This window comes from Ruegeria sp. HKCCD7221 (assembly GCF_013031225.1).
GTDB lineage: Bacteria > Pseudomonadota > Alphaproteobacteria > Rhodobacterales > Rhodobacteraceae > Ruegeria.
This window is the reverse complement of record NZ_WPZE01000014.1, coordinates 25,843-50,577: the sequence shown is the minus strand read 5'-3', so window position 1 is coordinate 50,577 and position 24,735 is coordinate 25,843. Positions and strand designations below refer to the sequence as shown.

General features: G+C 56.4%; 24 protein-coding genes. 11 read left to right on the top strand and 13 right to left on the bottom strand.

The annotated features are described in order from the left end of the window. The 6 genes from GOX73_RS20125 to GOX73_RS20100 form a co-directional block, all read right to left on the bottom strand. A partial coding sequence (locus GOX73_RS20125; RefSeq protein WP_171135081.1) for an adenylate/guanylate cyclase domain-containing protein occupies positions 1 to 460 on the bottom strand: 460 nt, incomplete at its 3' end. A 160-nt stretch (positions 461 to 620) separates the two neighbouring features. Further along, on the bottom strand, positions 621 to 1,448 hold the full coding sequence (locus tag GOX73_RS20120) for an alpha/beta hydrolase (protein WP_171126684.1): 828 nt from the start codon (positions 1,446 to 1,448) through the stop codon (positions 621 to 623). 3 nt (positions 1,449 to 1,451) lie between these two features. Beyond that, positions 1,452 to 2,330 carry a tryptophan 2,3-dioxygenase gene (locus tag GOX73_RS20115; RefSeq protein ID WP_171125966.1) on the bottom strand — a complete coding sequence of 293 codons (879 nt, stop codon included), beginning with the start codon at positions 2,328 to 2,330 and terminating at the stop codon, positions 1,452 to 1,454. Positions 2,331 to 2,393: 63 nt separating this feature from the next. Beyond that, positions 2,394 to 3,422 (bottom strand): L-threonine 3-dehydrogenase, encoded by a 1,029-nt coding sequence (tdh, locus tag GOX73_RS20110; RefSeq protein WP_171126725.1) that lies wholly within the window; start codon positions 3,420 to 3,422, stop codon positions 2,394 to 2,396. Between the two features lie 14 nt (positions 3,423 to 3,436). Continuing rightward, complete coding sequence (locus tag GOX73_RS20105) at positions 3,437 to 4,621, bottom strand: glycine C-acetyltransferase (RefSeq protein WP_171126685.1); 1,185 nt, start codon at positions 4,619 to 4,621, stop codon at positions 3,437 to 3,439. A 108-nt stretch (positions 4,622 to 4,729) separates the two neighbouring features. Next, positions 4,730 to 5,293: a helix-turn-helix domain-containing protein gene (locus GOX73_RS20100; RefSeq protein ID WP_171126686.1), complete on the bottom strand. Its 564-nt coding sequence runs from the start codon at positions 5,291 to 5,293 to the stop codon at positions 4,730 to 4,732. Between the two features lie 118 nt (positions 5,294 to 5,411). On the opposite strand from GOX73_RS20100, the gene GOX73_RS20095 reads away from it, so the two are divergent. Further along, entirely contained in the window at positions 5,412 to 6,587 is a 1,176-nt protein-coding gene (locus tag GOX73_RS20095) for an acetyl-CoA C-acyltransferase family protein (RefSeq protein WP_171125971.1), read from the top strand. A gap of 97 nt (positions 6,588 to 6,684) precedes the next feature. Here the strand turns inward: GOX73_RS20095 and ubiB are convergent, their stop codons facing one another. After that, positions 6,685 to 8,214 (bottom strand): 2-polyprenylphenol 6-hydroxylase, encoded by a 1,530-nt coding sequence (ubiB, locus tag GOX73_RS20090; RefSeq protein WP_171126687.1) that lies wholly within the window; start codon positions 8,212 to 8,214, stop codon positions 6,685 to 6,687. Next, complete coding sequence (ubiE, locus tag GOX73_RS20085) at positions 8,214 to 8,966, bottom strand: bifunctional demethylmenaquinone methyltransferase/2-methoxy-6-polyprenyl-1,4-benzoquinol methylase UbiE (RefSeq protein ID WP_171126688.1); 753 nt, start codon at positions 8,964 to 8,966, stop codon at positions 8,214 to 8,216. Before ubiE ends, ubiB begins: the two co-directional genes overlap by 1 nt. 86 nt (positions 8,967 to 9,052) lie before the next feature. Between ubiE and mutM the strand changes: the two genes are divergently transcribed. From mutM to recF, 6 genes are all read left to right on the top strand, one after another. Then, the gene (mutM, locus tag GOX73_RS20080; protein WP_171126689.1) at positions 9,053 to 9,904 is read left to right on the top strand and encodes a bifunctional DNA-formamidopyrimidine glycosylase/DNA-(apurinic or apyrimidinic site) lyase; all 852 of its coding nucleotides are present in this window, start codon (positions 9,053 to 9,055) and stop codon (positions 9,902 to 9,904) included. Between the two features lie 66 nt (positions 9,905 to 9,970). Further along, positions 9,971 to 10,747 (top strand): enoyl-CoA hydratase, encoded by a 777-nt coding sequence (locus tag GOX73_RS20075; RefSeq protein WP_171125979.1) that lies wholly within the window; start codon positions 9,971 to 9,973, stop codon positions 10,745 to 10,747. A gap of 225 nt (positions 10,748 to 10,972) precedes the next feature. Then, the gene (rpsT, locus tag GOX73_RS20070) at positions 10,973 to 11,236 is read left to right on the top strand and encodes a 30S ribosomal protein S20 (RefSeq protein WP_152459792.1); all 264 of its coding nucleotides are present in this window, start codon (positions 10,973 to 10,975) and stop codon (positions 11,234 to 11,236) included. Positions 11,237 to 11,789: 553 nt separating this feature from the next. Further along, a complete protein-coding gene (gene dnaA, locus GOX73_RS20065) occupies positions 11,790 to 13,175 on the top strand; it encodes a chromosomal replication initiator protein DnaA (RefSeq protein WP_171126690.1) in 1,386 nt (461 codons plus the stop codon). 227 nt (positions 13,176 to 13,402) lie between these two features. Continuing rightward, a complete protein-coding gene (dnaN, locus tag GOX73_RS20060) occupies positions 13,403 to 14,524 on the top strand; it encodes a DNA polymerase III subunit beta (RefSeq protein ID WP_171126691.1) in 1,122 nt (373 codons plus the stop codon). A 59-nt stretch (positions 14,525 to 14,583) separates the two neighbouring features. After that, the gene (gene recF / locus GOX73_RS20055; protein ID WP_171126692.1) at positions 14,584 to 15,681 is read left to right on the top strand and encodes a DNA replication/repair protein RecF; all 1,098 of its coding nucleotides are present in this window, start codon (positions 14,584 to 14,586) and stop codon (positions 15,679 to 15,681) included. Here recF and GOX73_RS20050 read toward each other — a convergent pair. Next, positions 15,678 to 16,244, bottom strand: coding sequence for a carboxymuconolactone decarboxylase family protein (locus tag GOX73_RS20050; protein WP_171126693.1), 567 nt, complete (start codon positions 16,242 to 16,244; stop codon positions 15,678 to 15,680). The genes recF and GOX73_RS20050 overlap by 4 nt on opposite strands. Before the next feature lie 100 nt (positions 16,245 to 16,344). On the opposite strand from GOX73_RS20050, the gene GOX73_RS20045 reads away from it, so the two are divergent. Then, a complete protein-coding gene (locus GOX73_RS20045; RefSeq protein WP_171126694.1) occupies positions 16,345 to 16,917 on the top strand; it encodes a TetR/AcrR family transcriptional regulator in 573 nt (190 codons plus the stop codon). A 102-nt stretch (positions 16,918 to 17,019) separates the two neighbouring features. After that, a complete protein-coding gene (gene gyrB / locus GOX73_RS20040; RefSeq protein ID WP_171126695.1) occupies positions 17,020 to 19,437 on the top strand; it encodes a DNA topoisomerase (ATP-hydrolyzing) subunit B in 2,418 nt (805 codons plus the stop codon). Between the two features lie 349 nt (positions 19,438 to 19,786). Here the strand turns inward: gyrB and GOX73_RS20035 are convergent, their stop codons facing one another. The 4 genes from GOX73_RS20035 to GOX73_RS20020 form a co-directional block, all read right to left on the bottom strand. Next, positions 19,787 to 20,617 carry a hypothetical protein gene (locus tag GOX73_RS20035; RefSeq protein ID WP_171126696.1) on the bottom strand — a complete coding sequence of 277 codons (831 nt, stop codon included), beginning with the start codon at positions 20,615 to 20,617 and terminating at the stop codon, positions 19,787 to 19,789. A gap of 380 nt (positions 20,618 to 20,997) precedes the next feature. Beyond that, positions 20,998 to 22,260 carry a DUF2254 domain-containing protein gene (locus GOX73_RS20030; RefSeq protein WP_171126697.1) on the bottom strand — a complete coding sequence of 421 codons (1,263 nt, stop codon included), beginning with the start codon at positions 22,258 to 22,260 and terminating at the stop codon, positions 20,998 to 21,000. A gap of 44 nt (positions 22,261 to 22,304) precedes the next feature. Further along, positions 22,305 to 22,589 (bottom strand): coiled coil domain-containing protein, encoded by a 285-nt coding sequence (locus GOX73_RS20025; protein ID WP_170416163.1) that lies wholly within the window; start codon positions 22,587 to 22,589, stop codon positions 22,305 to 22,307. A 50-nt stretch (positions 22,590 to 22,639) separates the two neighbouring features. Beyond that, the gene (locus tag GOX73_RS20020; protein ID WP_170416161.1) at positions 22,640 to 23,140 is read right to left on the bottom strand and encodes a Dps family protein; all 501 of its coding nucleotides are present in this window, start codon (positions 23,138 to 23,140) and stop codon (positions 22,640 to 22,642) included. A 211-nt stretch (positions 23,141 to 23,351) separates the two neighbouring features. On the opposite strand from GOX73_RS20020, the gene GOX73_RS20015 reads away from it, so the two are divergent. After that, positions 23,352 to 23,570, top strand: coding sequence for a hypothetical protein (locus GOX73_RS20015; protein ID WP_170416151.1), 219 nt, complete (start codon positions 23,352 to 23,354; stop codon positions 23,568 to 23,570). Between the two features lie 162 nt (positions 23,571 to 23,732). After that, positions 23,733 to 24,659, top strand: coding sequence for a DMT family transporter (locus tag GOX73_RS20010; RefSeq protein WP_171135080.1), 927 nt, complete (start codon positions 23,733 to 23,735; stop codon positions 24,657 to 24,659). Positions 24,660 to 24,735 lie beyond the last annotated feature (76 nt).

The window sequence follows — 24,735 nt, the reverse complement described above, 5'->3', positions numbered from 1 at the left end:
TGTGACCGCAATCCGCCAGCGGAAGATCTATCTTGCCAGCTATTTGCGCCATTACCTCTGCTGAGATCGCAATTCCACCCGGTTCTGCAATTGCTTCCAGCCGTGCGGCGGTGTTTACACCGTCTCCTAGGATGTCTTCGCCGTGTACAACGACATCACCGAGAGAGATGCCGACGCGTAAGATGAGAGGGTCGTCACCGTTCGACTGGCGTGCTTCGCGCGCGCAGGCTCTTTGAATATTGATTGCACAATTGACCGCCTCAAAGACGCTTGAGAACTCCGCTAAAAACCCATCTCCGGTAGACTTAAATACTCGCCCTCGGTTTGCTTCCACTTGCATACCGATGATTTCACGTTCCAGACGAACCAACTTACCTAATGTCCCGCTTTCATCGCGTGATACCAGCCCAGCGAAACCGACTATATCGGTGGCTAGAATGGCCGCTAATTTGCGTTCCATCTTTGTCGCTCCGAACTAACAATCTCTACTTGGTGCCTGCTTACTTTAACATAAAATCGGGTCGCAGTGAGCCATGGTAACTTGGGTTTAAATTTTCGCTTTTGCGTGACCGCTTTGGGCTCAAATCAGACGTTCCTGGCGTTGCAGATTATGCCGTTGGCTATTTTATCGCCGCCAAAAACGTCCCCGGATGCATGACGATGTCGAAATGATGCACCCCACTTTGCAGGTCAAAACTCACCGAGTGCCCGGCCTTTCGCAAAAGTTCTGCGTAGTGTCGGCTTTGGCGGATGAATTCGGGGGTGTCGCGCTCACCTACGGTCACGCGATAGCGCGGGCCGGGGGCCGGAAGGCGCCGGATGGGCGACAGGTCGTGGACCTCGACCGGGGTTAGTTGCAGCGGGTCGTTGACGGGTGTCAGGCTGATCGGCTCCAGATCATAAACCCCGCTGATCAAGATCACGTCGCGCACGCGCAGTCCTGCGCGCGCCAGAGCGTCGGCGGACGTTGCCATGACCATGCTGGCCAGATGCGCCCCGGCGCTGTGGCCGGACAGTGTCACGCGGGAAGGGTCATAGCCTAAACTGGTGGCGTTCGCGGCCAGCCAGAGTATGGCAGCGCGGCATTCCTCGATCATGTCGCCGATCCGCGCGTTCGGAGCCAGCGTATAGTTCAGGGTCGCAAAGGACTGCTCAGCCTCGATCAGGGCCGGGGCCATCATCGCGGATTCGCGCTGGCTGATCGCTTGCCAATAGCCGCCGTGGATAAACACGTGCAGCGGTGCGCCAGTGCCTTTTGCCGGAAAGAAATCCAGAACCTGCGACGGGCTGTCGCCGTAAGCGAGGTTCTCGTGGCATTCCATCTGCGCCCGATGCTGCGCGCTGAGTGCAGCCCAACTGTCGACATAGGGCGTCAGGTCGCAACCGATCATCGAACGGGGTGAATATTCCTGATCCAGTTCTTCCTGTGTGAAACCCCGGTACAGCATCACTTACTCCTGCTCGGCATACATCAGTTCGGTACGTACATCGTAGAGATCATGGAAAAACCGCAAATCCAAGGCCTTGCGTAGAAAGGACACACCGCTGGAGCCACCAGTGCCGGGTTGGTTGCCGATTACGCGCTCAACTGCGGTGACATGGTCAAAACGCCAGCGTTGAAACAGGGATTCCACATCCATCAGCTTTTCGGCCAGCGCATAGAGGTCCCAATACGTGTTCGTGTCGCGGAAGACCTGCACCCACAGCTTCACGATGCGCGAGTCACCGGAGTATGGCTGCGCATAGTCGCGGTTCAGCAAGTCGTCAGGCACATCGAACCCTTGCCGTGCCATCATGTGAAGGACTTCGTCATAGAGCGACGGTTTGGTCAGGGCGGCGGATAGCATTTCCATCACTTCGGGGTCATGAGCGTGCACTTTAAGGGTCGCGGCGTCCTTGTTGCCCAGAATAAACTCGATCTGACGGTAACCATAGCTTTGGAAGCCGGACGAGCTGCCCAAGGCCTGCCGAAACGTCATGTAATCGGCAGGGGTCATAGTCAGAAGCGTTTCCCACGACGCGATCAACTGTCGCTGGATGGCTTTTACCCGGTCAAGGTTCTTCATCGCGGGGCCAAATTCGTCCTGCTGCAGAAACCTTCGTACCTCGACCAGTTGGTGATGCATCAGTTTCAGCCACAATTCACTGACCTGATGGATGATAATGAATAGCATCTCATCGGGCTGGGCTGGATCCTGAAAGGTCTTTTGCAGGTTCAGCAGGGTCTTGAGCTGCAGGAAATCCCCGTAACTCTTGCGGTGGGTTTCCGCGAAATCGGTAACCAGAGAGTCCTCGATCCCGCGTTCCAGATACCTGTCATTGTCGCTCATGTGCTCCTCCAACCGCCGGGTTCGCCCTATGTTTAGGGTCAAATTTCGTGCGGTGCCAGAGCGTCAGGTCCAGTCCAGCACCACCTTGCCGGATTGCCCGGATTTCATGGCGGCAAACCCTTGGGCAAAGTCGTCGACCTTGAACCGATGCGTGATGACCCGGCTGACGTCCAATCCGTTCTGCAGCATGGCGATCATCTTGTACCATGTCTCGAACATCTCGCGGCCATAGACACCCTTGATGGTGATGGCCTTGAACACGATGCGTGACCAGTCCACAGGCGACTTGCCGGGCGGTATCCCCAGCAGAGCGATTTTGCCGCCCATCACCAGTGCCTCGACCATCTGATCCAGCGCGGCTTGCGAGCCTGACATTTCCAGGCCCACATCAAACCCCTGCGTCATGCCAAGGTCTGAAATGACGTCCTGTAGGTCCTCGTGGGAAACATCGACTGTTCGCACGGTGGGAACCACATGTTCCGCCAGTTTCAGGCGGTCGGGGTTGATGTCGGTGATCACTACGTGTCGCGCACCGGCATGGCGGGCGACAGCGGCCGCCATGATCCCGATTGGCCCTGCGCCGGTGATCAGAACATCCTCGCCCAACAAATCAAAGCTGAGCGCAGTGTGAACAGCGTTTCCCAGCGGGTCGAGAATGGCCCCGATTTCGTCTGGCACGTCGTCAGGCAGAGGGACCACGTTGAAGGCAGGCAGCTTAAGATACTGCGCAAAGGCCCCCTGCTCATTCACACCGATACCGCGCGTGCCGGGGTCCAGATGGAACTTTCCGGCGCGGCTTTGTCGGCTGTCATTGGTGATCAGATGGCCCTCGCCCGAGCATCTTTGACCAACCTCAAGCCCAGCCACATTGCGCCCGATCTCGACGATCTCGCCGGCGAATTCGTGGCCGGTGATCATGGGCACTGGAACGGTTGCTGCGGCCCATTCGTCCCAGTTCCAGATGTGAATGTCTGTACCACAGATGCCCGTCTTGTTGACACGAATCAGAACCTCGCCCGGGCCGATCTCGGGGACCGGGGCTTGCACCATCCAAAGACCTTCTTCAGGTTTTGATTTCTCGAGTGCTTTCATGGTGTTGGGCCGCATCAGATCACTCCCAATTCGCTACCAACCTTGCCAAAGGCGGCTAAGGCGCGGTCCAACTCGTCACGGGTCAGCGCGGCGTTCATCTGGGTTCTGATCCGGGCCTGTCCGCGTGGGACGACCGGGAAGAAAAAGCCCGAGACATAGACGCCCTCATCAAATAGTCGCGCGGCCATATCTTGTGCCAGCGTCGCTTCGCCCAGCATTACCGGGATGATCGGGTGTTCACCGGGCAGCAGGTCAAACCCCAGTTTTTCCAGACCGGCCCGCCAGTAGTTTGCGTTTTCGAACAGCCGGGTGCGTAGGTCTGCGCCGTCGTTGACAAGGCGAATGGCCGCTAGCCCAGCGGCCACAATGGAGGGCGGCAGCGAGTTTGAGAACAGATAGGGCCGCGCCCGCTGCCGCAGCAGGTCGATCACTGGCTGGGGCCCAGCGATGTAACCGCCGATTGCCCCCCCAAGTGCCTTGCCCAAGGTTCCTGTCAGAATATCCACGTCGACGCCGAAATGATCCGGCGTACCCGCCCCGTTTGGCCCCATGAACCCGGTGGCGTGGCAATCGTCGACCATGACGATGGCGTCGTACTTGTCGGCTAGTTCGCGGATCTTCGGAAGGTTGGCCAGATAACCATCCATCGAGAACACGCCGTCCGTGGCAATCATGATATGCCGCGCCCCATCCGCGCGCGCCTGTTTCAGCCAGGCCTCAAGATCGTTCATGTCGTTGTTCATGTATCGATAGCGTTTCGCCTTACACAGGCGCACCCCGTCGATGATTGAGGCATGGTTCAGACTGTCCGAGATAATCGCGTCCTCCGGGCCCAGAAGGGGTTCAAACAACCCGCCATTTGCGTCGAAACAAGCGGCAAACAGGATCGCATCATCCTTGTTCAGGAACTGTGCCAGCTTCTGCTCCAATTCGCGGTGAATATCCTGCGTGCCACAGATAAACCGGACCGAGGCCATGCCGAACCCTTTGGGCTCCATCGCGCCTTTGGCTGCGTCGATCAATGCCGGGTGATCGGCCAGCCCCAGATAATTGTTGGCACACAGGTTGATGACCTGCTTGCCACCTACCGTGATCTCTCCGCCCTGAGGCGAAGTGATCATGCGCTCGCGTTTATACAGACCTTCCGCTTCGATCTGCGCGAGGGTGTCCGTGATATGGGACAGGAACGTATCAGCCATGGCGATCTCCTTGCTTTGAGTCGCGTATCTAACATAGCGGATGAAATTCCCAAATAGGGGATTGGCACAATGACGGAAAAATTTCCGTGAAGGTGGATTTTTGCCAGTTCAGGCGTTTTTGACGATCAGAAAAACTCTGGCGGTACCTTCGGCGGTGATCGAATGGGCAACGTCCGCGGCATATCGTGCCGTGTCACCCTGTTTCAGATCGCGGGTGGCGGACCCGGATGTGATGCGAACCGCGCCTTCCAGCACTGTCAGTTGCTCGCGCGCGCCCCGCGCGTGGGGCTGGCTGGTCAGCCCGCCATCTTGCTCAAAGTAGATATCATAGACCTCGTGGCCGCCTGCTTCTTCGGGCGGAGAGAGGATGCGAATACGGCAGTTCTGGCCCATATTTTCGATGCTGGGCACCTCTGCGCTGCGCAGAACTTCGATTTGATCGACGCTGTCAGCTTCCTCCAGCAGCCCTGCAAAATCTACCTGAAGGGCCCGCGTCAAATTCCACAGGGTCGATATTGTTGGGCTGCTCTCGCCCCGTTCGATCTGACTGACCATGGACCGGGACACACCGCTGAGATTGGCGACCGCTTCGAGGGACAGGCCCTTGGCGCGGCGCGCTTCTTTCAGGCGGGTGGGCAGTCGTGTCAGGATATCGTCTGATTTTTCCGTCATGGCGGAATTTGATGCGCTTTTCAGGATGGCTTGTCAATTCTGCTTGTGACGGTACGTCCTATGGGACAGCCTTGTGCTGCAGATGCATAGTGGCGCCAATTCCAAGAGGAGAAGACACATGAAAGATATCGTCATTCTGGATGGGGCCCGTACCGCTGTTGGGACGTTCGGCGGAGCATTGTCCTCGACCGCGCCAATTGATCTGGCAACTGTTGTGACCGAAGCCGCGATGGAGAAGTCGGGCGTTGAGGGCGGCCAAATCGGTAACGTGGTTTTCGGCCATGTGATCAACACTGAACCGCGCGATATGTATCTGTCTCGTGCGGCGGCGAAACAGGCAGGTATCCCGGTTGAAACTCCGGCGATGAACGTGAACCGTCTGTGTGGTTCGGGTGCTCAGGCGATTGTGTCGGCGGTGCAGTCGCTGATGCTGGGCGATGCCGAATTCGCAGTTGCTGGTGGTGCCGAGAGCATGTCGCGCAGCCCCTACATCGTTCCGCAGGCACGTTGGGGCGCGAAAATGGGCGACGTTACATCGCTGGACATGATGCTGGGTGCGCTGAACTGCCCGTTTGGTACTGGCCACATGGGTGTGACAGCCGAGAACGTCGCGGACGAGCATCAGGTTACACGCGAACAGATGGATGCGTTTGCCCTGACCAGCCAGACCCGCGCCGCTGCTGCGATTGAGGCTGGGTATTTCCAAAGCCAGATCACACCGGTTCAGGTCAAGGTCAAGCGCGATATGGTGGACTTCATGGTCGATGAGCATCCCAAGGCGACCTCGATCGAGGCGCTGGCCGGGTTGCGTCCGGCGTTCAAGAAGGACGGCCGTGTGACGGCAGGCAATGCCTCGGGTATCAATGACGGTGCAGCCGCGATGGTTCTGGCGACGGCGGAGGCGGCTGAGAAAGCCGGTCTGAAGCCGAAAGCGCGTATTCTGGGCTATGGCCACGCGGGTGTGCGGCCCGAAGTGATGGGCATCGGTCCGGTGCCTGCGGTGCAGAACCTGCTGGCGCGCACTGGCTTGACGGTCGAGGATTTCGACGTGATCGAAAGCAACGAAGCCTTTGCGTCCCAGGCAATTGCCGTCAACAACGAACTGGGGCTGGATACTGCCAAGGTTAACCCGAACGGCGGCGCGATTGCATTGGGTCACCCTGTCGGGGCGACCGGTGCGATCATCACGCTGAAAGCGCTGTACGAACTGGAGCGGATCGGTGGGTCCAAAGGTCTGGTGACGATGTGCATCGGCGGTGGTCAGGGAATCGCCATTGCCTTTGAACTGCTCTGACTTGAGACGTTGTTGGGGGGCTGTCTGCCCCCCATCGCGCCTTTGGGCGCGATTCCCCCCGAGGATATTTTGGGCCAGATGAAGGGGCAGATCGGTTTTAGCTGAGCGCCGCAACGATCAAAACGAGAACTGCGCCTGCGGCTGCACCGATGGTCGCCGGGAGCGCCATTGACCAAAAGCGGGTGTTTCGTGGTTCGTCCTTCTGGGTTTGTGCGATCAGCGCGTTTTCCACCAGGGCGGGCAGGCGAGGGCCAAAGCGGGCCAGAACCATGGCCGTTTTTCCGAAATCGCGCAGGGCCGCGCGCGGGCCGATGGATTGCTTGATGTAGTCCTCGACCACGGGGCGGGCGACTTCCCAGATGTTGACTTGTGGGTCCAGCGAGCGCGCGACACCTTCGACCACCACCATTGTGCGCTGCAACAGGATCAATTCGGTGCGGGTTTCCATGCCGAACCGTTCGGTGACTTCGAACAGGTAATTCAGCAGGCGGCCCATCGAAATATGGGTGGCGTCCATGCCAAAGATGGGCTCTCCTACCGCGCGCAGGGCGCGTGCGAATTCGTCGACATCCCTGTCGGCAGGGACGTAGCCCGCTTCGAAATGGACCTCGGCCACGCGTTTGTAGTCGCGACGGATGAAGCCGAAGAGGATCTCGGCATAGACCCGACGAGTGTATTCGTCGATATGGCCCATGATGCCGTAGTCATAGGCGATGATATCCCCATTGGTCGCGACCTTGAGGTTGCCCTGATGCATGTCGGCGTGAAAAAAACCGTCGCGCAGAGCGTGCAGCAGGAACAGACGCAATACGCGCTCGCCCAGATCGCGGCGGTTATGATTGGCCGCATCCAGCGCGTCATTGTCGCCCAAGGGGATGCCGTCTGCCCAGCTGAGGGTCATCACCCGCCGCGCGGACAGGGACCAGACCACAGGCGGCAGCCAAAACCCGGCATCGTCCTTGGTGTTGGCGGCGTATTCCGAAGCGGCGGCGCTTTCGAGACGTAGATCAAGTTCACCTCGCACGACGCCGTCGAAGTGTTCGATCACTTCCATCGGTCTCAGGCGACGCGCGCCGGGGGCAAACAGTTGCACGATGCGTGCCGCGAAATAGAAGGCGTCGACGTCCTTGCGGAAGGCACGCTCGATCCCGGGGCGTAGGACTTTGACGGCGACATCTTCGCCTGTGCTGGTCAGCTTTGCCTTGTGGACCTGGGCGATGGATGCCGCAGCGATGGGTTCGCTGAATTCGTCGAATATATTCGAAACGGGTTGTCCCAATTCCTTTTCGACTTCGGCCATGGCCTCGGCCTTGGGAAAGGGGGGCAGTTTGTCCTGCAGGACGCGCAGTTGTTCGGCCAATTCGTTGCCGACAACATCGGGGCGGGTCGAGAGAACCTGGCCAAATTTGATGTATGCCGGACCCAGCGCCGTGAGCGCGCGGGTGGCCGGGGGCATCGACGGATCGCCCTTATACCCGAGCCACTGGAATGGTTTGCCCAATGTATGGGCAAGGAGGCGCAAAGCTTTTGGCGCCTCGAATGCGTCTAGCACCACGTTCATCGCGCCGGTGCGTTCGAATGTAGCGCCTGTGCGGATCAGGCGGATAATGTTGTGGGGACCGCGCATCAGATTTTCCAGCCGGAGTGTAGCGCGGCGATACCCATGCTCAGGTTGCGGTATTTCGCGTTCTCGAACCCTGCGGCGCGGACCATGCCCAGAAAGGTTTCCTGATCGGGGAAGTTGCGGATGGATTCCACCAGGTACTGATAGCTGTCGTAATCGTTGGCGATCAGCTTGCCCATGCGCGGGATGACGTTGAAACTGTAGAGATCATACAGTTTTTGCAGCCCGTCATTGGGCAGCTGGCTGAATTCCAGAACCATCAGACGGCCACCGGGTTTCAGCACGCGGTAGGCTTCGTTCAGCGCCTCTTGCGGGCGGGTCACGTTACGGATGCCGAACGAAATCGTGTAGACGTCGAACGTGTTGTCTTCGAACGGCAGGGACATGGCGTCGCCAACCACCCAATTCAGGCTGTCGGCCATCTGATCGGCTTCGGCGCGCTGTCGGCCTTCGACCAGCATCGGCTCGGTCAGGTCCAGAACGGTGGCGTGGCCGTGGCCCGCACGTTTGAGGAAGCGGAAGGAAATGTCTCCGGTCCCGCCTGCCACGTCCAGAAGGCGCTGACTGGGGCGCGGGGCCAGCCAATCCATCATCGCGTCTTTCCAGACCCGGTGGATTCCCATCGACATGACATCGTTCATCACGTCATATTTCGAGGCGACCGAGTTAAACACGCCCTGCACGCGCCCGGCCTTTTCAGCCTCGCGCACGGTTTCGAATCCGAAATGTGTGGTCTTGTCGTTGGTGTCGGACATTTGCCTTGCCGTTTGTCGAATTTCGCCTCTGTTATAGGGCCATTGGTATCGGGCACAATGCGGCCCTTTGGAATAGGAGCCAAGTAATGCCCGAATTGCCCGAGGTCGAGACAGTAAAACGCGGTTTGGCCCCGGCGATGGAGGGTGTCGTTATCGAACGCGCCGATGTGAACCGCCCCGATCTGCGTTGGCCTTTTCCCGAACGGATGGCCGAACGGTTGACCGGGCAGCGGGTGGATGGGCTGCGAAGACGTTCGAAATACATCCTGGCTGATCTTAGCAGCGGTGAGACCTTGCTGATTCATCTGGGCATGTCCGGTCGGATGACGGTGTCGGGCGATCCGCTGGGGCAGTTCGTGCATGATCATCCGATGCCGGAAAAGCACGACCACGTGGTATTTCACATGGCAAATGGCGCGCGGATTACCTTCAACGACCCGCGCAGATTCGGTGCGATGGACTTGCTGCCCACGGCAACCGCTGAAGAACACAAGTTGCTGTCTGTTCTTGGACCCGAGCCGTTGGGCAATGACTTTCATGAACAACACCTGATCGACGCATTCAAAGGCCGGAACACTCCGGTCAAATCCGCGCTGCTGGATCAGGGAATCGTTGCCGGATTGGGAAATATCTACGTTTGTGAGGCGCTTTATCGCGCCAGAGTGTCCCCACGTCGAAAAGCTGGTCAAATTTCTGCGCAGCGTGTCGGTGCCATGGTTCCCATCATTCGTCAGGTGCTTCGGGACGCGATTGATGCGGGTGGTTCATCGCTGCGTGATTTCCGCCAAGCCGATGGAGAACTTGGATATTTTCAGCACAGCTTTGATGTCTATGGCCGCGAGGGTGGCCCCTGCCGCACCGAAGGATGCGATGCTGCCATAAAAAGAATCACTCAGTCCGGTCGCTCATCCTTCTATTGTACGCAATGCCAAAGATAACTTGATCCAAGGTTTTCGCGTGATAATGAATCGTTACTGAACGGAACAACCGGAAGCTTACACCTCATGGCTTTTGAGACGATCATCGTCGAAATCGAAGACCACGTCGCCCTTATCAAGCTTGATAGACCAGATGCTCTGAATGCACTGAACTCGCAGTTGACGCAGGAATTGTGCACAGCGCTGGAAGAGGCGGATCAAAACGACAAGGTGCGCTGCATCATCATCACCGGCTCGGAAAAGGCTTTTGCCGCCGGCGCGGACATTAAAGAGATGTCCGAGATGGGTTTTGTCGATGTCTACACCAGAAACCTGTTCGGTGATGTGAATGACAGGATAACGGCCATACGCAAACCGATCATCGCCGCAGTCGCAGGTTACGCGCTGGGCGGTGGATGCGAATTGGCGATGATGTGCGATTTCATAATCGCCGCAGATTCGGCCAAGTTCGGTCAACCGGAAATCAATCTCGGAGTCATCGCGGGTCTGGGTGGCACGCAGCGTCTGACCCGGTTTGTCGGCAAGTCCAAATCAATGGACATGAATCTGACCGGGCGTTTCATGGATGCCGAAGAAGCAGAACGGGCGGGCTTGGTCAGCCGGGTTGTCCCTGCAAAGAAACTGTTGGATGAGGCGACGGCCGCAGCCCAGAAGATAGCCGAAAAATCTCAGTTGAGCGCAATAGCCGCGAAAGAGGCTGTGAATCGCAGCTATGAATTGCCGCTGAACGAGGGGATGTTGTTTGAACGTCGGGTGTTCCATTCGATGTTTGCAAGCGAAGATCAAAAAGAAGGCATGGCTGCCTTTCTTGAAAAGCGCGCGGCCCAGTTCCGCGATAAGTAAACGACCTTTCAGATCGGATCAGGCGGGTACATGCCCGCCTTTTTCAAACCTGCCTTGCAGCAATAAGAATCTGCTTGGCAAACCCTTCCAACTTGGATAGTAAGCGCCGCTATACATGCGCGTGCGGCCCGCTTTGGCCCGACTCACACTCGTGATTTCTGATCCGGTGCGGATTACCCGTGGCGCGCAATTCATAGAACCGTACCGTACAAAGGTCAGAGACACATGGCTAACTCGCCCCAGGCAAAAAAACGCGCTCGTCAGAACGAGAAGCGTTTCGCAATCAACAAAGCACGTCGTTCGCGCATCCGCACCTACCTGCGCAAGGTCGAAGAAGCGATCGCATCCGGCGACAAGGACGCAGCAACCGCCGCTCTGCGCGCGGCCCAGCCCGAGCTGATGCGCGGCGTCACCAAAGGCGTTTTCCACAAGAACACCGCAGCGCGTAAAATGTCGCGCCTGTCCTCGCGCGTGAAGGCGCTGGGCTGAGCCTTTCGCTGACCTCAGGTCACGTAAGAAAGGCTGAACTATTTTGAAGGGCGTCGCGCATCGCGGTGCCCTTTTTGCTGTTGCCAGAATACCGCGCTTCACCAAGCCAAGAGATTCTTTCGCGCTCAGAGGCGAGTCAATATCAGAGTTTCGTTGCCGGGGACCTCGCCATCTTGTTACCACTGATTCAGCGATTCACTCGCTTGGGGGGACAGGCTGTTCCAGGGATCAAACTGACGGGCATCAGGGCGATCGGGGACGAATGTTGGCAACCGGGACTGCTGGTTTGCTGATCTGCTTTGGGACCTGATGCATTCAGGACTCCTAGCCCTGTCTAAAAAAAGAAGATTGCGACACGCAACCCGGTTTCCGGGGCGGTTCCGTTATTTGGAATGCCTTTGTGCCAGGTAGTGTCGACATTCAAAAACAAGGCGTCAGGCTATTTCAGTTTGGCGGATGGGTACCCTTTTGCGTGTGAGTGCGCGTACCGGGCGACCGGGACTTAGTAATAAGGCCGACAGGCCAATAAAGAATGGGATGCGTGAGGCGCTTAATGACACAAGAAAAATGGGGACTACTGCGTAACAAACTGCTCAAGGCTATTGGAAAGAATAACTACACCACCTGGATCGAACCTCTGGAGTTCCAAGAGGTTCAGGATGGGGTAGCTGTGTTTTCGGTGCCTACGAATTTTATGGGCAATTACGTCAGCCAAAATTTTGCAGATCTCATCTTGTATGAGTTGAATACGTCAGGTGAGCCCGTTCAACGCCTTGCGTTCCGGGTCGCGGCAAATTCACCGACGCGCCCGTCTGTCGAGGCAGAGTCGGCGCAAGCACCAGCGCCAGAGGCTGCTGTGCCCCATTTGACCGAAGTTGCAAATGATGCGTTGGAATCCTTGCAGGCCGCGCCTCTGGATGCCCGTTTCACATTTGACACTTTTGTGGTTGGTAAGCCCAACGAACTGGCCCACGCCGCTGCGCGCCGTGTGTCCGAAGGTGGCCCCGTGACCTTCAATCCGCTGGTTCTGTACGGTGGAGTTGGTCTGGGTAAAACGCACCTGATGCACGCTATTGCATGGGAACTGAAAACCAAACGGCCCGATCTGAACGTGCTTTACCTGTCAGCGGAACAGTTCATGTATCGGTTTGTGCAGGCTCTGCGCGAACGCCGCATGATGGATTTCAAACACCTGTTCCGTTCGGTCGATGTGCTGATGGTAGACGACGTGCAATTCATCGCAGGTAAGGACTCCACGCAGGAAGAATTCTTTCACACGTTCAATGCGCTGGTGGATCAGAACAAACAGATCATCATCTCGGCGGACCGCGCACCGGGTGAGATCAAGGATCTGGAAGACCGTGTGAAATCGCGCCTGCAATGTGGTCTGGTTGTGGATTTGCACCCGACTGACTATGAACTGCGTCTGGGTATTCTTCAGAACAAGGTGCAACAGTACAGCAGCACCTATCCTGACCTGACAATTGCAGACGGCGTGCTGGAGTTTCTGGCACATCGCATCTCGACCAATGTTCGTGTGCTGGAAGGCGCGCTGACCCGTCTGTTCGCCTTTGCCTCGCTGGTGGGGCGCGAGATCGACATGGAACTGACGCAGGACTGTCTGGCCGACGTGCTGCGCGCATCCGAGCGCAAGATCACCGTCGAAGAAATTCAGCGCAAGGTTTCAGAGTACTACAACATCCGTCTATCCGACATCATCGGCCCCAAGCGCCTGAGGTCTTATGCACGTCCGCGCCAGGTGGCGATGTATCTGTGCAAGCAACTCACCAGCCGGTCCTTGCCCGAGATCGGGCGTCGTTTCGGCGGGCGTGATCACACAACGGTCATGCACGGTGTCAAACGAATTGAAGAGCTGAAAACGACCGACGGCCAGATCGCCGAAGACGTCGAGATGCTGCGCCGGTCACTGGAAGCCTGATTTCCAGCCTCAGTTATTTAAAACCGCCCCGGACCCTTTGGCCCGGGGCGTTTTTTTGTGGGCTTTAACCCACGGTTGGCTGGGAACTGTGCCCGCTTGGTCACGCCCCTCTTGACGCTTTGGTCAATCCGACTCAGAAATCCATAAAAAATCCTTGTGCCTCAGGGTGGAACCGCTAACGTGCCAGTCCCGCCCAAATCGGCACGCAAGTCAAAGGAATTGAGGGTATGAAGATCAGCATCGAACGCGGCACCCTTCTTAAGGCCGTCTCGCAGGCCCAATCCGTTGTGGAACGTCGCAACACCATTCCAATACTTGCCAACGTGCTGATCGAAGCCGAAGGCGATGTGGCCATGTTCCGTGCCACCGATCTGGATATCGAAGTGGTTGATAAGGCGCCCGCACAGGTCGAAAAAGCCGGTGCGACCACCGTAGCGGCGACGACTTTGCATGAAATTGTGCGGAAGCTGCCGGATGGGGCTTTGGTGACGTTGACCGCTGACAGTGCCGCAGGTCGTCTGACGGTTGAAGCGGGGCGGTCGAACTTTTCGCTGGCGACCCTGCCGAAAGAGGATTTCCCCGTGATGGCGTCCTCGGAGTATCAGTCGAACTTTACCGCCTCGGCGGCGCTGTTGCGGCGTTTGTTTGACAAGTCGAAATTTGCGATCTCGACCGAAGAGACGCGCTATTACCTGAATGGCGTTTATATGCATGTGGCCGACGGGTCCGAGGGCGGTAAGGTGCTGCGCTGTGTGGCCACAGACGGGCACCGTCTGGCGCGGATTGATGCGGATCTGCCTGACGGGGCGGCTGATATGCCGGGCGTGATCGTACCGCGCAAGACCGTGGGTGAGCTGCGCAAGCTGCTGGACGATGATGAGATGGATATCGCTGTGTCTGTCAGTGAAACCAAGGTGCGCTTTGCGACGCCTGATATCACACTGACTTCGAAAGTGATCGACGGCACCTTCCCCGACTACACTCGTGTGATCCCGCAGGGCAATACGCGCCAGTTGGAAGTGGATGCCGCCGAATTCGCGCAAGCCGTGGATCGTGTGGCGACCGTATCGTCCGAACGCTCGCGCGCGGTGAAATTGCAGCTGGATGCCGATAAGCTGGTTCTGTCGGTCAATGCCCCTGACAGCGGTGCCGCCGAGGAAGAGCTGGCTGTGGCTTATGGCGACGAGCGGCTTGAGATTGGATTCAATGCGAAATACCTGCTCGAGATTGCTTCTCAGGTGGATCGTGAGAATGCTGTGTTTCTGTTTAACTCGGCCGGTGATCCGACCTTGATGCGCGAAGGCAATGATCAGAGCGCGGTTTACGTCGTCATGCCGATGCGCGTCTGATCGCGCTGGCGCGCGATGCCTCCGGCGGAAGTATTTTTGAACAGAAGAAGGGTGGGGTCATGGGATTGGCCCTGACCGAACTGACGGTCTCGCATTTTCGGTCGCATAAGCTGGCGCGGCTGGCTTTGGATGGGCGGCCGGTTGCGCTGCATGGGCCAAACGGGGCCGGTAAGACTAATATTCTGGAGGCGGTGTCGTTGTTCTCGCCCGGTCGTGGGATGCGGCGGGCGAGTGCGGCTGAGATGACGCGGCGGCCCGAGGCGCTGGGCTGGAAGCTGTCTGGTGTGTTGCAGGCGCAGGGGCAAAGCTATGAGATCGAGACGTGGTCCGAGGGTGGCGCGGCACGGCAGGTTCGGATTGATGACAAAACGGCCAGTCAGATTGATTTGGGCAAGCTGGCGCGGGTGGTCTGGCTAATCCCTTCAATGGACCGGTTGTGGATCGAAGGGGCCGAGGGGCGGCGGCGGTTTCTGGATCGCATCGCCTTGAGTTTTGATCCGACCCACGCTGAGGCGTCCCTGACTTATGAGAAATCCATGCGCGAAAGGAACCGCCTGCTGAAAGAGCAAGTGCGTGATGCCCATTGGTATGCAGCGCTTGAGGGGCAGATGGCCGAGACCGGATACCGTATCCACGCAGCGCGACTGTCGGCGTTGGATGGTTTGCGCGCTGCGCAGGAGCGGGCGGAAACCGCCTTCCCATCGGCTGATCTGGAGCTAGTGCAAACCGAAGGTGCGATGCCCGAAACGGCAGACGATCTGCGCGAGGCACTGGCCGAAAGCCGGTTCCGCGATTTGGCTGCAGGGCGGACATTGGTGGGGCCGCATCGGTCTGACGTGTATGGGGTTTTTGCGGCCAAGGGTGTTCCCGCCAGGGATTGTTCAACCGGAGAGCAGAAGGCGCTGTTGGTGTCGTTGATCCTGTCGAACGCACGTGCGCTGGCTGAGACAGTGGGTGCGCCGCCGATCGTATTGCTGGATGAGGTTGCGGCACATCTGGATGCCGGGCGGCGGGCTGCGCTTTATGATGAGATTTGCGCGCTGGGGGCTCAGGCCTGGATGACAGGCACCGGGCCTGAGCTGTTTGCGGAGTTGGGGGACCGGGCCCAAACGCTTGTTGTTACCGAAAGCGATGAGGGCTCAGTCGTGACGGCTTAGGCCGGCTCGCCGACTTTACGCTCCCACAAGAAGCCGCGCATCACCTCATCAACGGGTGTTTGGGCCATGTGGTTGACGTAGTTCGACATGGTTTTCTGTGCCAGGCCCAGCACCACATCCAGAACGGCGCGGTGTGAATAACCGGCGTCAAAGAACGCCTGAAGCTGTGCATCGGACGGGTTGCCACGGGTTTCCATCATTTGCAACGTGAAGGTCCGCAGGGCCTCAAGCTTGGCTGACGGGAGCGGAGTTTCGTTGCGCAGGGCCTCGGTGATTTCGTCCGAGACCTTCATCATCTTGGCGATGCCGGTATGGGCAGGCACACAATAGTGGCATTCGTTTTCCACGTTGATTGTCTGCCAGACAACGGTCTTCTCGTCATTGTCAAAGTCGGTTTGCAGGAACAAATGGTGCAGAATCTGATAGCCTTCCAGATGCTGCGGGCTTTCAGCCATCACTTTGTGCAGGCCGGGCAGTCGGCCAAACGCGGCCTGAGACTTTTCCAGCAGCGGTTTGGACCCTTCAGGTGCGGTTTCAAGGTCATGAGAGGGGAAGTTTGCCATGTCAAAACTCCTGTTTCTGGCGCTGTGAGTCGTATTTAGGCTTTATTGAGCGATCACTCAAGTATATATTTGAGTAAATGCTCAAGAATTGGTGAACCCGATGCCTCGCAAACCTTCATACGACCGCGATGCGCTGATCGCGCAGGCCAGGGATATCTTTTGGCGTCAGGGGTGGGCTGGAACGTCCCTCAAGGATCTTGAACGCGAACTGAATCTGAAACCTGGCAGTTTCTATGCGGCCTTCGGATCCAAGGATGCACTGTATGCTCTGGCGTTGGAGCGGTACGCGCAGGATGGCGTGTCGCGATTGACGACCATGGCGGATGAGGTTGGGCCATTACAGGCGTTAAAAACGCAGCCGCAGATCGTGATAAGCGCCAAGGAAATGCCAGCGCGTGCTTGTATGCTGGCCAAGACATTCGCTGAACTGCAGGCCAAGGGGCACGGTTTGGCGGACAAGGCAGGCGCTCATCTGGAGGAGATGAAAGAGTGTTTCGCCACCCTTTTCCGACGTGCGCAGGCGGCCGGAGAAATTGGCGCACATCATGACCCGGATCGGTTGGCCGCACGGTACCAATCGGATCTTTTGGGTCTGCGGTTGTCAGCCGAGCGTGACGATGTGAATGCGATAGAATTGGCGTCGGATATTGCGGCCGATCTAGATCGGCTGTGATCTGCTGAAAAAGACACTGACCGACACAAAATCTGGTGGGATCGCGTGACATTCCCCACCAGAAAACGTATAAGTTACCAAAATAATATAGGTACTAACCGAATGTCCGAAGACGCACAGGCAACACAGGAATATGGCGCTGATTCCATTAAGGTTCTCAAGGGCTTAGAGGCTGTTCGCAAACGTCCCGGTATGTATATCGGTGACACTGACGATGGGTCGGGTCTGCACCACATGGTGTACGAGGTTGTGGACAACGGAATTGATGAGGCGCTGGCCGGGCACGCCGACCATGTGACCGTGAAAATCCATGCCGATTCCAGTGTTTCGGTCAGCGATAACGGCCGTGGGATTCCGGTGGATATTCACCCCGAAGAAGGTGTGTCAGCCGCTGAAGTCATCATGACCCAACTGCATGCGGGCGGGAAGTTTGACAGCAACTCATACAAGGTGTCAGGCGGCCTGCACGGTGTGGGTGTCTCGGTTGTGAATGCGTTGTCCGATTGGCTGGAGCTGCGCATCTGGCGCAACGGCAAGGAACACGTGGCGCGCTTTGAAGGTGGCGAAACGGCGGAACATCTGAAGGTCGTGGGCGAATGTGGGGATCGTACTGGGACCGAAGTGCGGTTTTTGGCCTCGACCAGTACGTTCTCGAACCTCGAATATTCGTTTGAAACGCTAGAAAAGCGCCTGCGTGAGCTGGCCTTTTTGAACTCGGGCGTGCGGATCATCCTGATCGACGAACGCCCCGCCGAACGGTTGGAGACCGAGCTGTTCTATGAGGGTGGCGTCAAGGAATTCGTCAAATACCTCGACCGGTCGAAGACGCCCGCGATGCCCGAGCCGATTTATATCAAGGGCGAGCGTGACGACATTGGGGTCGAAATCGCGATGTGGTGGAATGACAGTTATCATGAGACGGTTCTGCCCTTTACCAACAACATCCCGCAGCGCGACGGCGGCACGCATGTGGCCGGTTTCCGAGGCGCTCTGACCCGGACGATCAACAACTATGCGCAGTCCAGCGGGATCGCGAAGAAGGAAAAGGTCAGCTTCACCGGTGATGACGCGCGCGAAGGTTTGACCTGTGTGTTGTCGGTCAAGGTACCCGATCCGAAATTCTCCTCCCAGACCAAGGACAAGCTGGTGTCGTCCGAAGTGCGCCCGGCGGTCGAAGGCTTGATGAACGAAAAACTGGCCGAGTGGTTCGAGGAGAATCCGAATGAGGCCAAGGGCATTGTCGGTAAGATCATCGAGGCTGCTCTGGCCCGCGAGGCGGCCCGCAAGGCGCGCGAACTGACCCGCCGCAAAACGGCGATGGATGTGAACTATCTGGCCGGGAAGCTGAAAGACTGTTCCGAGAAAGACCCGTCCAAGACCGAAGTTTTCCTGGTGGAGGGGGACTCGGCCGGTGGGTCTGCGCAGACGGGCCGGGACCGTCTGACCCAAGCCGTTCTGCCCCTGCGTGGGAAAATTCTGAACGTCGAACGTGCGCGGTTTGACCGGATGCTCTCGTCGCAGGAAATCGGCAATCTGGTGATGGCGCTGGGCACTGGCATTGGCCGCGATGAGTTCAACATCGAAAAACTGCGCTACCACAAGATCGTCATCATGACCGACGCGGATGTGGACGGCGCGCATATTCGGACCCTGTTGCTGACCTTCTTCTACCGGCAGATGCCGGAGCTGATCGAAGGTGGATACCTCTATATCGCGCAACCGCCGCTTTATAAGGTTTCGCGTGGTAAATCAGAAGTTTACCTGAAGGATCAGGCGGCTCTGGACGACTACCTAATCAATCAAGGCGTTGAGGGCGCGGTGCTGAAACTGGGCTCGGGTGAGGAGATAATCGGGCAGGACCTGACCCGCGTCGTAGACGAAGCGCGCCAGTTGAAACGTGTGCTGGACGCCTTCCCAACGCATTACCCGCGTCACATCCTGGAACAGGCCGCGGTCGCCGGAGCATTTGTTCCGGGTGCGGTGGATGCCGACCTGCAAGGTGTGGCCGACAAGGTGGCCGCCCGTCTGGACCTGATCGCGCTGGAATACGAACGCGGTTGGCAAGGCCGGATTACACAGGATCATGGCATCCGTCTGGCCCGCATCCTGCGGGGCGTCGAAGAAGTGCGCACGCTGGACGGCCCCATGCTGCGCTCGGGCGAGGCGCGCAAGACGGGTAGTTTCACCCAAAGCCTGCAAGAGGTTTACAACACCCCGGCCACTCTGGTTCGCCGTGATCGGATGCAAGCCATCCACGGCCCGCTGGACCTGCTGCGCGCCATTCTGGAAGAGGGCGAAAAGGGTCTGTCCCTGCAACGCTACAAAGGACTGGGCGAGATGAACCCCGATCAGTTGTGGGAAACCACGCTGGACCCGGATGCCCGTACCCTTTTGCAGGTGCGGGTCGATGACATGGTCGAAGCAGACGACCTGTTCACCAAACTGATGGGTGACGTGGTCGAGCCTCGCCGCGAATTCATCCAACAAAACGCGTTGAGCGTTGAAAACCTAGATTTCTGAGATTTTGTAGGGACGCGCACAAACCTTCACGCACCCCATAAGTTTGCACGATTTGCCCATAAGTTTGCACTGTTTCACGATAATAGTGCAGAGGAGAGCAAGTAAATCGCCTTATGCGGGTGTCGAAGGATAGGTTTCAGTTGCTCAAGGATTGAACACCTGATCGCGATACCAGATCAGGTTCTCCTTGTGCCCAGCAGTTTGACCAGAGATCTGCTTGGAATGTCCAGAAAACGAGCTCATTGCCGGTGCGGACAAATTTACTCGAAAACCTAGGTGTCCCGTCGTCCTTGAAAGTCACCAGACCCTTGTCAAATGCTGTATCCCATGATGCTGACAGCAAATAGCTTTATTCGGATACCCTAAGGTCTGTAGCTCGTTCAGCTCTCTTTTCGGGCAGTGTCGCAAAGCGAATACCCTTTAAGAAGAGTTTGTCGCGCAAATCATTCATCCGACGCAAGTCATATGCGCTTCCTTCGGGCACGATCATGAGAATTTCTGGCACAAGCTTTTCGATAAGGGCCAAGTGCCCCAGTGTACCGATGATATCGCGGCGGTTTACTTGACTACGATATGCTTTTGTTTCGATTGCAAACCGGCGTCCGTCTGCACAATCCACGACTAGATCGGGGCTGACCGGTTCTATAACTTTGCCTGAACGAATGGTGACATGACTGGTGTTGAACAACTGCGCCCCAAAGCGTTCGAAGTAGTTGGTCACGATGGTTTCGAACTGCTGAGCTCTTTCTGGTGCAGAAATCGCAGCACTGGTAACTGAATTAGACGCCTGCTTTCTCTTTTTTCGTAGTTCGTCATACTTTTTCTTGAGCGCAACCTGACCGGAATGGCCCGCAAAGACTTCGGCGGCCGATTTCTTGGCTTCCGAAGGGTCCAATTCATTCATTTTCATCAGGAACATCACCAGGGTCATGCCGAGCCATGGAGGTCTCGCGGCAAAGATATCCGGGTAATTTTGCTTTAACCAAGCGCTTACATTCACAGTTTTCTTTAAGCTATCCGATTGTTTTCCTTTGATATTAGCTACACTTTGGAGAACTTCACTCGAAGTTCCGAGCCCGTAGTATTCTGGTTGGCTCATTGCCTCTGAAAGAGCTTCGCCAAGCTCGATCCAGTTTTCTCTTTTTGCCACGCCTTCAAGGCTGCCGGATTTTTCCGCCATTTTTTTCCTTGTATTCTGTGTCCGAATATCCTATCCGGGTATTCCCATCAAGGATAGTACAAGATCTACCAGTGAAAAAAGACCCCAAGTCACACCCAACATCCCGCATCGTAAGAAAAGCGGGGCAAAAAAAGAGAGCAAATTACGTCAGTGCTCCGAAATGTGCTGGATACATCCAATTGGAGAGCACATTGTTCGTCATAGTCGCGGCAACAACTTAGTTGCGGACAAAGTAGCCGTTTGGTTTCGCCACTCACTGACTACCTTTCGTTGAAATGTAACTAAGACCTTTCGAAGAGCACTTTTCCATAAGTTGGGGGATGGCCCACTCACAAACCACCCCCCAGCCGCACTGGACTGCAATTGTCCAGGACGGTTGACTAAAAGCCTTCAATTGCGGTTTCGACCTGGCCACAAAACTTATCAATATCGCGCTCAAGCATATCGCTTTCTCGGGTCTCATCTCTGACCGCAGATAGTTCAACTACAACAGCCAGCAAATCTTCTTCTGGAGCTGCCTCTGCGATGCGCACCAAAGCGCGAATAAGGGCGGCCGTTACGAGACCATTACCCCGGGCAGCGCGTCTTAGAGCTGGCATAGAGTCGTGAAACAGTGCCTCAGCCGTGATGGACGGGTAAACCACCCGTACGTTTCCGTCATCATCCCGATACACACCCGTGCAAAGCTTTGACGACCACGCTCGAGCCAGAGACGCCGACAGTCGGTCGATGCAGACTATTGCGGTAAACGTGTCGTTGACACCCGGTGACAACGCCCGAAGTGCGATTTCAACGAGAAGATGGACAGAAAAGCGGATATCGCCATTAGGATCTCGCGCGGAGATTAACGGAGCTGCCGCTTGCACCAGATCATTAAGACTTTCGTCACTATCACCATAAACATTGGCCAAAGTGTCCGTTGGAACCATGAAGTCACCTGGCTGCACATCAAAAGCGACGACTGCTCCTGCCTTCTTGGCCGCACTCACCAGACCTTCGGTATTGATGGAGTTCACATATCCAGTGCCCGAAGCCAAGACTTGGCGCTTGCCTCCCACCTCAGGGACTGCCACTGAAGATGGGATATCTGCACTGTTTTCGATTGCGGTGCTCACTTGGCGATCCAAGGCTTCCGAAATCCGCGCCGCCTCCTGATCAATGGTTACGCGCGTCGATACTGTATGAACGAAGAGCAACAGCAAAAGAACTGAGATGATTGAATAGACTATTCCAATCGCAACGGCCAAATTTACAGATGTGTCATCGCGTATCAGCCACAAGACCAACAAGCTGTATAAAAACGTCGCTCCAAGTGAGCCAACTGCAATCTGATTTACCCTGTCTTCGCCAAAGCGCTGCAAGAGCCTGGGCCCAATTGATCCGGCTGCTAAGGTGTAGACCAGCAAAACAATGGAATAGACCATGACCAACGCGGACATGGATGCTGCCGAGATTGCGCTTAGTACATCGCTCGCAGTACGATTAGAAACGCTCAGCCAATCGGAAGCGGACCAACCCCAACTCGCGAGCGCTTGCTCCGTCTTGAAGACAATCCCAGCCACCAAAAGCCCTGAAAGACTAATGGCGGCAGGGATAGTTAGGAACCCGCGAAAGTACCTCACTAATTCTCTAGGTGTTTGCATTCCGGTCCCCATTTACGACACGAGCTTTGTTCACAAACACAGCTCTACGAGAACCGGTCGGCCGCTTTTTTCAAAGCACTCTGCATATCGCTCCATGCAGCCTCGTAGCCCTTTTTGACATCTTCCCAGGCCTCGTCGCTAGTCGACTTCAAATCATTCAGTTGAGCCTCTGCGTCAGATCTTGCCTTGTAGAGCTTGCTGAGCTGCTCCTCGAGCTCGAGTTTGGCGTCCGCTTCGGCCACCTTCAGCTTGGCTTCGAGAACATCAATCTGGGCATTCCAACTATCCAGTTGCAGCTGTGCCTTTTTCTCGTACCCAACACGTGTCATCGTTTTTCCTTTCTTCGCAAACCTTGGTTCAAATCGAGGGGAGCCGCCAATTAGGCCGCAACAATTGCCTTGAGCATCCAGACAGCTTCCTCATGCTTCGCCATCCTGGCGTTCATCAGATCCTCTGTAGCTCCATCGCCATAACGGGCTGCGGTCGCGGCAGTCTCACGCAGGTTCCGAGCAATCGCTTCGTTGTCTGCGACCAATTGTTTGATCATGCCCTCTGCATCTTTAACCGTCTCTTCTTCGGTCAGCTTGGCTTGGCTAACCATGTCCGTGAACGAGATCGGTGCCACCTGACCCAACGCACGCACACGCTCGGCCAATTCATCCGCAGCTTCGAACAGGTCGCGATACTGACGCTCTGTTAGTTCATGGATCGGCAGGAATAGCGGGCCCACGACGTTCCAATGTGTGCCTTGTGTTTTCACCATCAGGACCATGGTATCGGCCAGTACTTCCGTCACCGCGTTGGCGATCCAGGCGTTCTTGTCGATGCCTGTGTCGTTGGTTTCTTCCTGAACTTCAGACTTTAAGACTTGCTGTATCATTTTCACTCCGTTTCGTTGCTTGCGGAGTAAAACCTAAGAGCAATTCATAAAATTTCAAATAAAATCATATACTTAATATAGGTATCCGACACATCATGGGGCGCTTCATGATCCTGGGTATCCGGCACAACATGCCAAGATTGATGTAGACACACAGGCCCATTGCCATACATGCTTGGAGTAACTGACGTAAGCTACTGAGGTCATGCCAGTGTCTGATCAAAACCGACCACCAAAGCGCACGGAAAAACTACAACTGATGCTCGACCTCGAAGAGCTTAAAGCCATCGATGATTGGCGATTCGATAACAGATTGCCTTCCAGAGCGGCCGCCATTAGAGAACTCATCCGCCGCGGTCTGATTTCCAATGAGTTTGAGGAACCACCTACTGATGCGCCTTCCGGTGAGTTTCGTGTTGTGGACGAGTGAAAAGAACATCCATAGAGCAATCGAGTGAAGCCCGGAGACGTTTCGCAGTGCCGCGCTCAGCTGGCTGTTAAGCAGCATTCAGTGAATGTCTGCATTGTGGACAAAGCAGTCGTTCGTAGAATCACTAAAGACGAAAATTCAAATGCGTGATAGCTCCAGATTATGGCCACGAAATCTGCGCGAAATCGACCATCCATCCCTTACGCATTTGCCGTTTTTGGTGTTCTTTTTGCTTCAATCTGTTTCGGCCTGGTTCCCTACTTCAGCCGCAGCCTAACCGAACAGGGCGTTGCACCCTATGCGGTCGCATTCTACCGCTACGTTGTTGCGGCTCTTCTTCTGCTTCCTGTTCTCATTGTGCACCGAAAAGAATGGCGAGAGATCATTTGGGGTCTCTCCGCCGGAGCCGTAATGGGGCTTGGTTGGATCGGATATGTAACGGCGCTGGAGAAGTTGCCCGCATCGACAGTGGGTGTGCTTTACATGACCTATCCGGTGTTCACCTTAGTTATTGCTTGGGCTCTGTTTGGCGATGCACCCACGCGACGCGCCGTGTTGGCCGCTGGTCTGATTGTGGTTGCAGCTGTCATTGCTGGCTCGCCTGCGTCAGTGGCTGCGGAATACCTACCAACGCTGCTGCTATCCCTTGCCGCCCCATTTGGGTTTGGTTTCGGAATTTGCGTCCTGGTACACAGGTTGTCACGGATTGCGCCGTTGGCACGTATCGCGTCAGTTTCTCTGGGGTCTGTACTGGGCCTCGCGCCGCTTATACTTGGTGCAGAGGTTGGAGAGCTTCTCCCAATGGAACAGTCCGATTGGCTTTTCATTGTTGGTATTGGTCTGGTTACCGCTTTCGTGCCCCAGCTTATTTACACGATATGCTCACCTGTTATTGGGGCTTCCCAAACTGCGGTCGTCGGAAGCGTCGAATTGCCCACAATGTTTGCCGTGGGATATCTTGCTTTTGGCGAAGCCATCTCTTTTCCTCAAGCTTTTGCATGTGCCTTAGTGCTGGGCGCAATCGCGATCACAAGAAGTAGAAAGACGCGCACCGTATCTACCGTGCTCGCAAAATCACCAAGGCGGTAGTAGTGGGCTCGGTGCTGCTGTTCTTTGCGGTGAGCATAGCTGGCTGCTTGCGGCCCGAAGCGGGTAGCGAACGTTA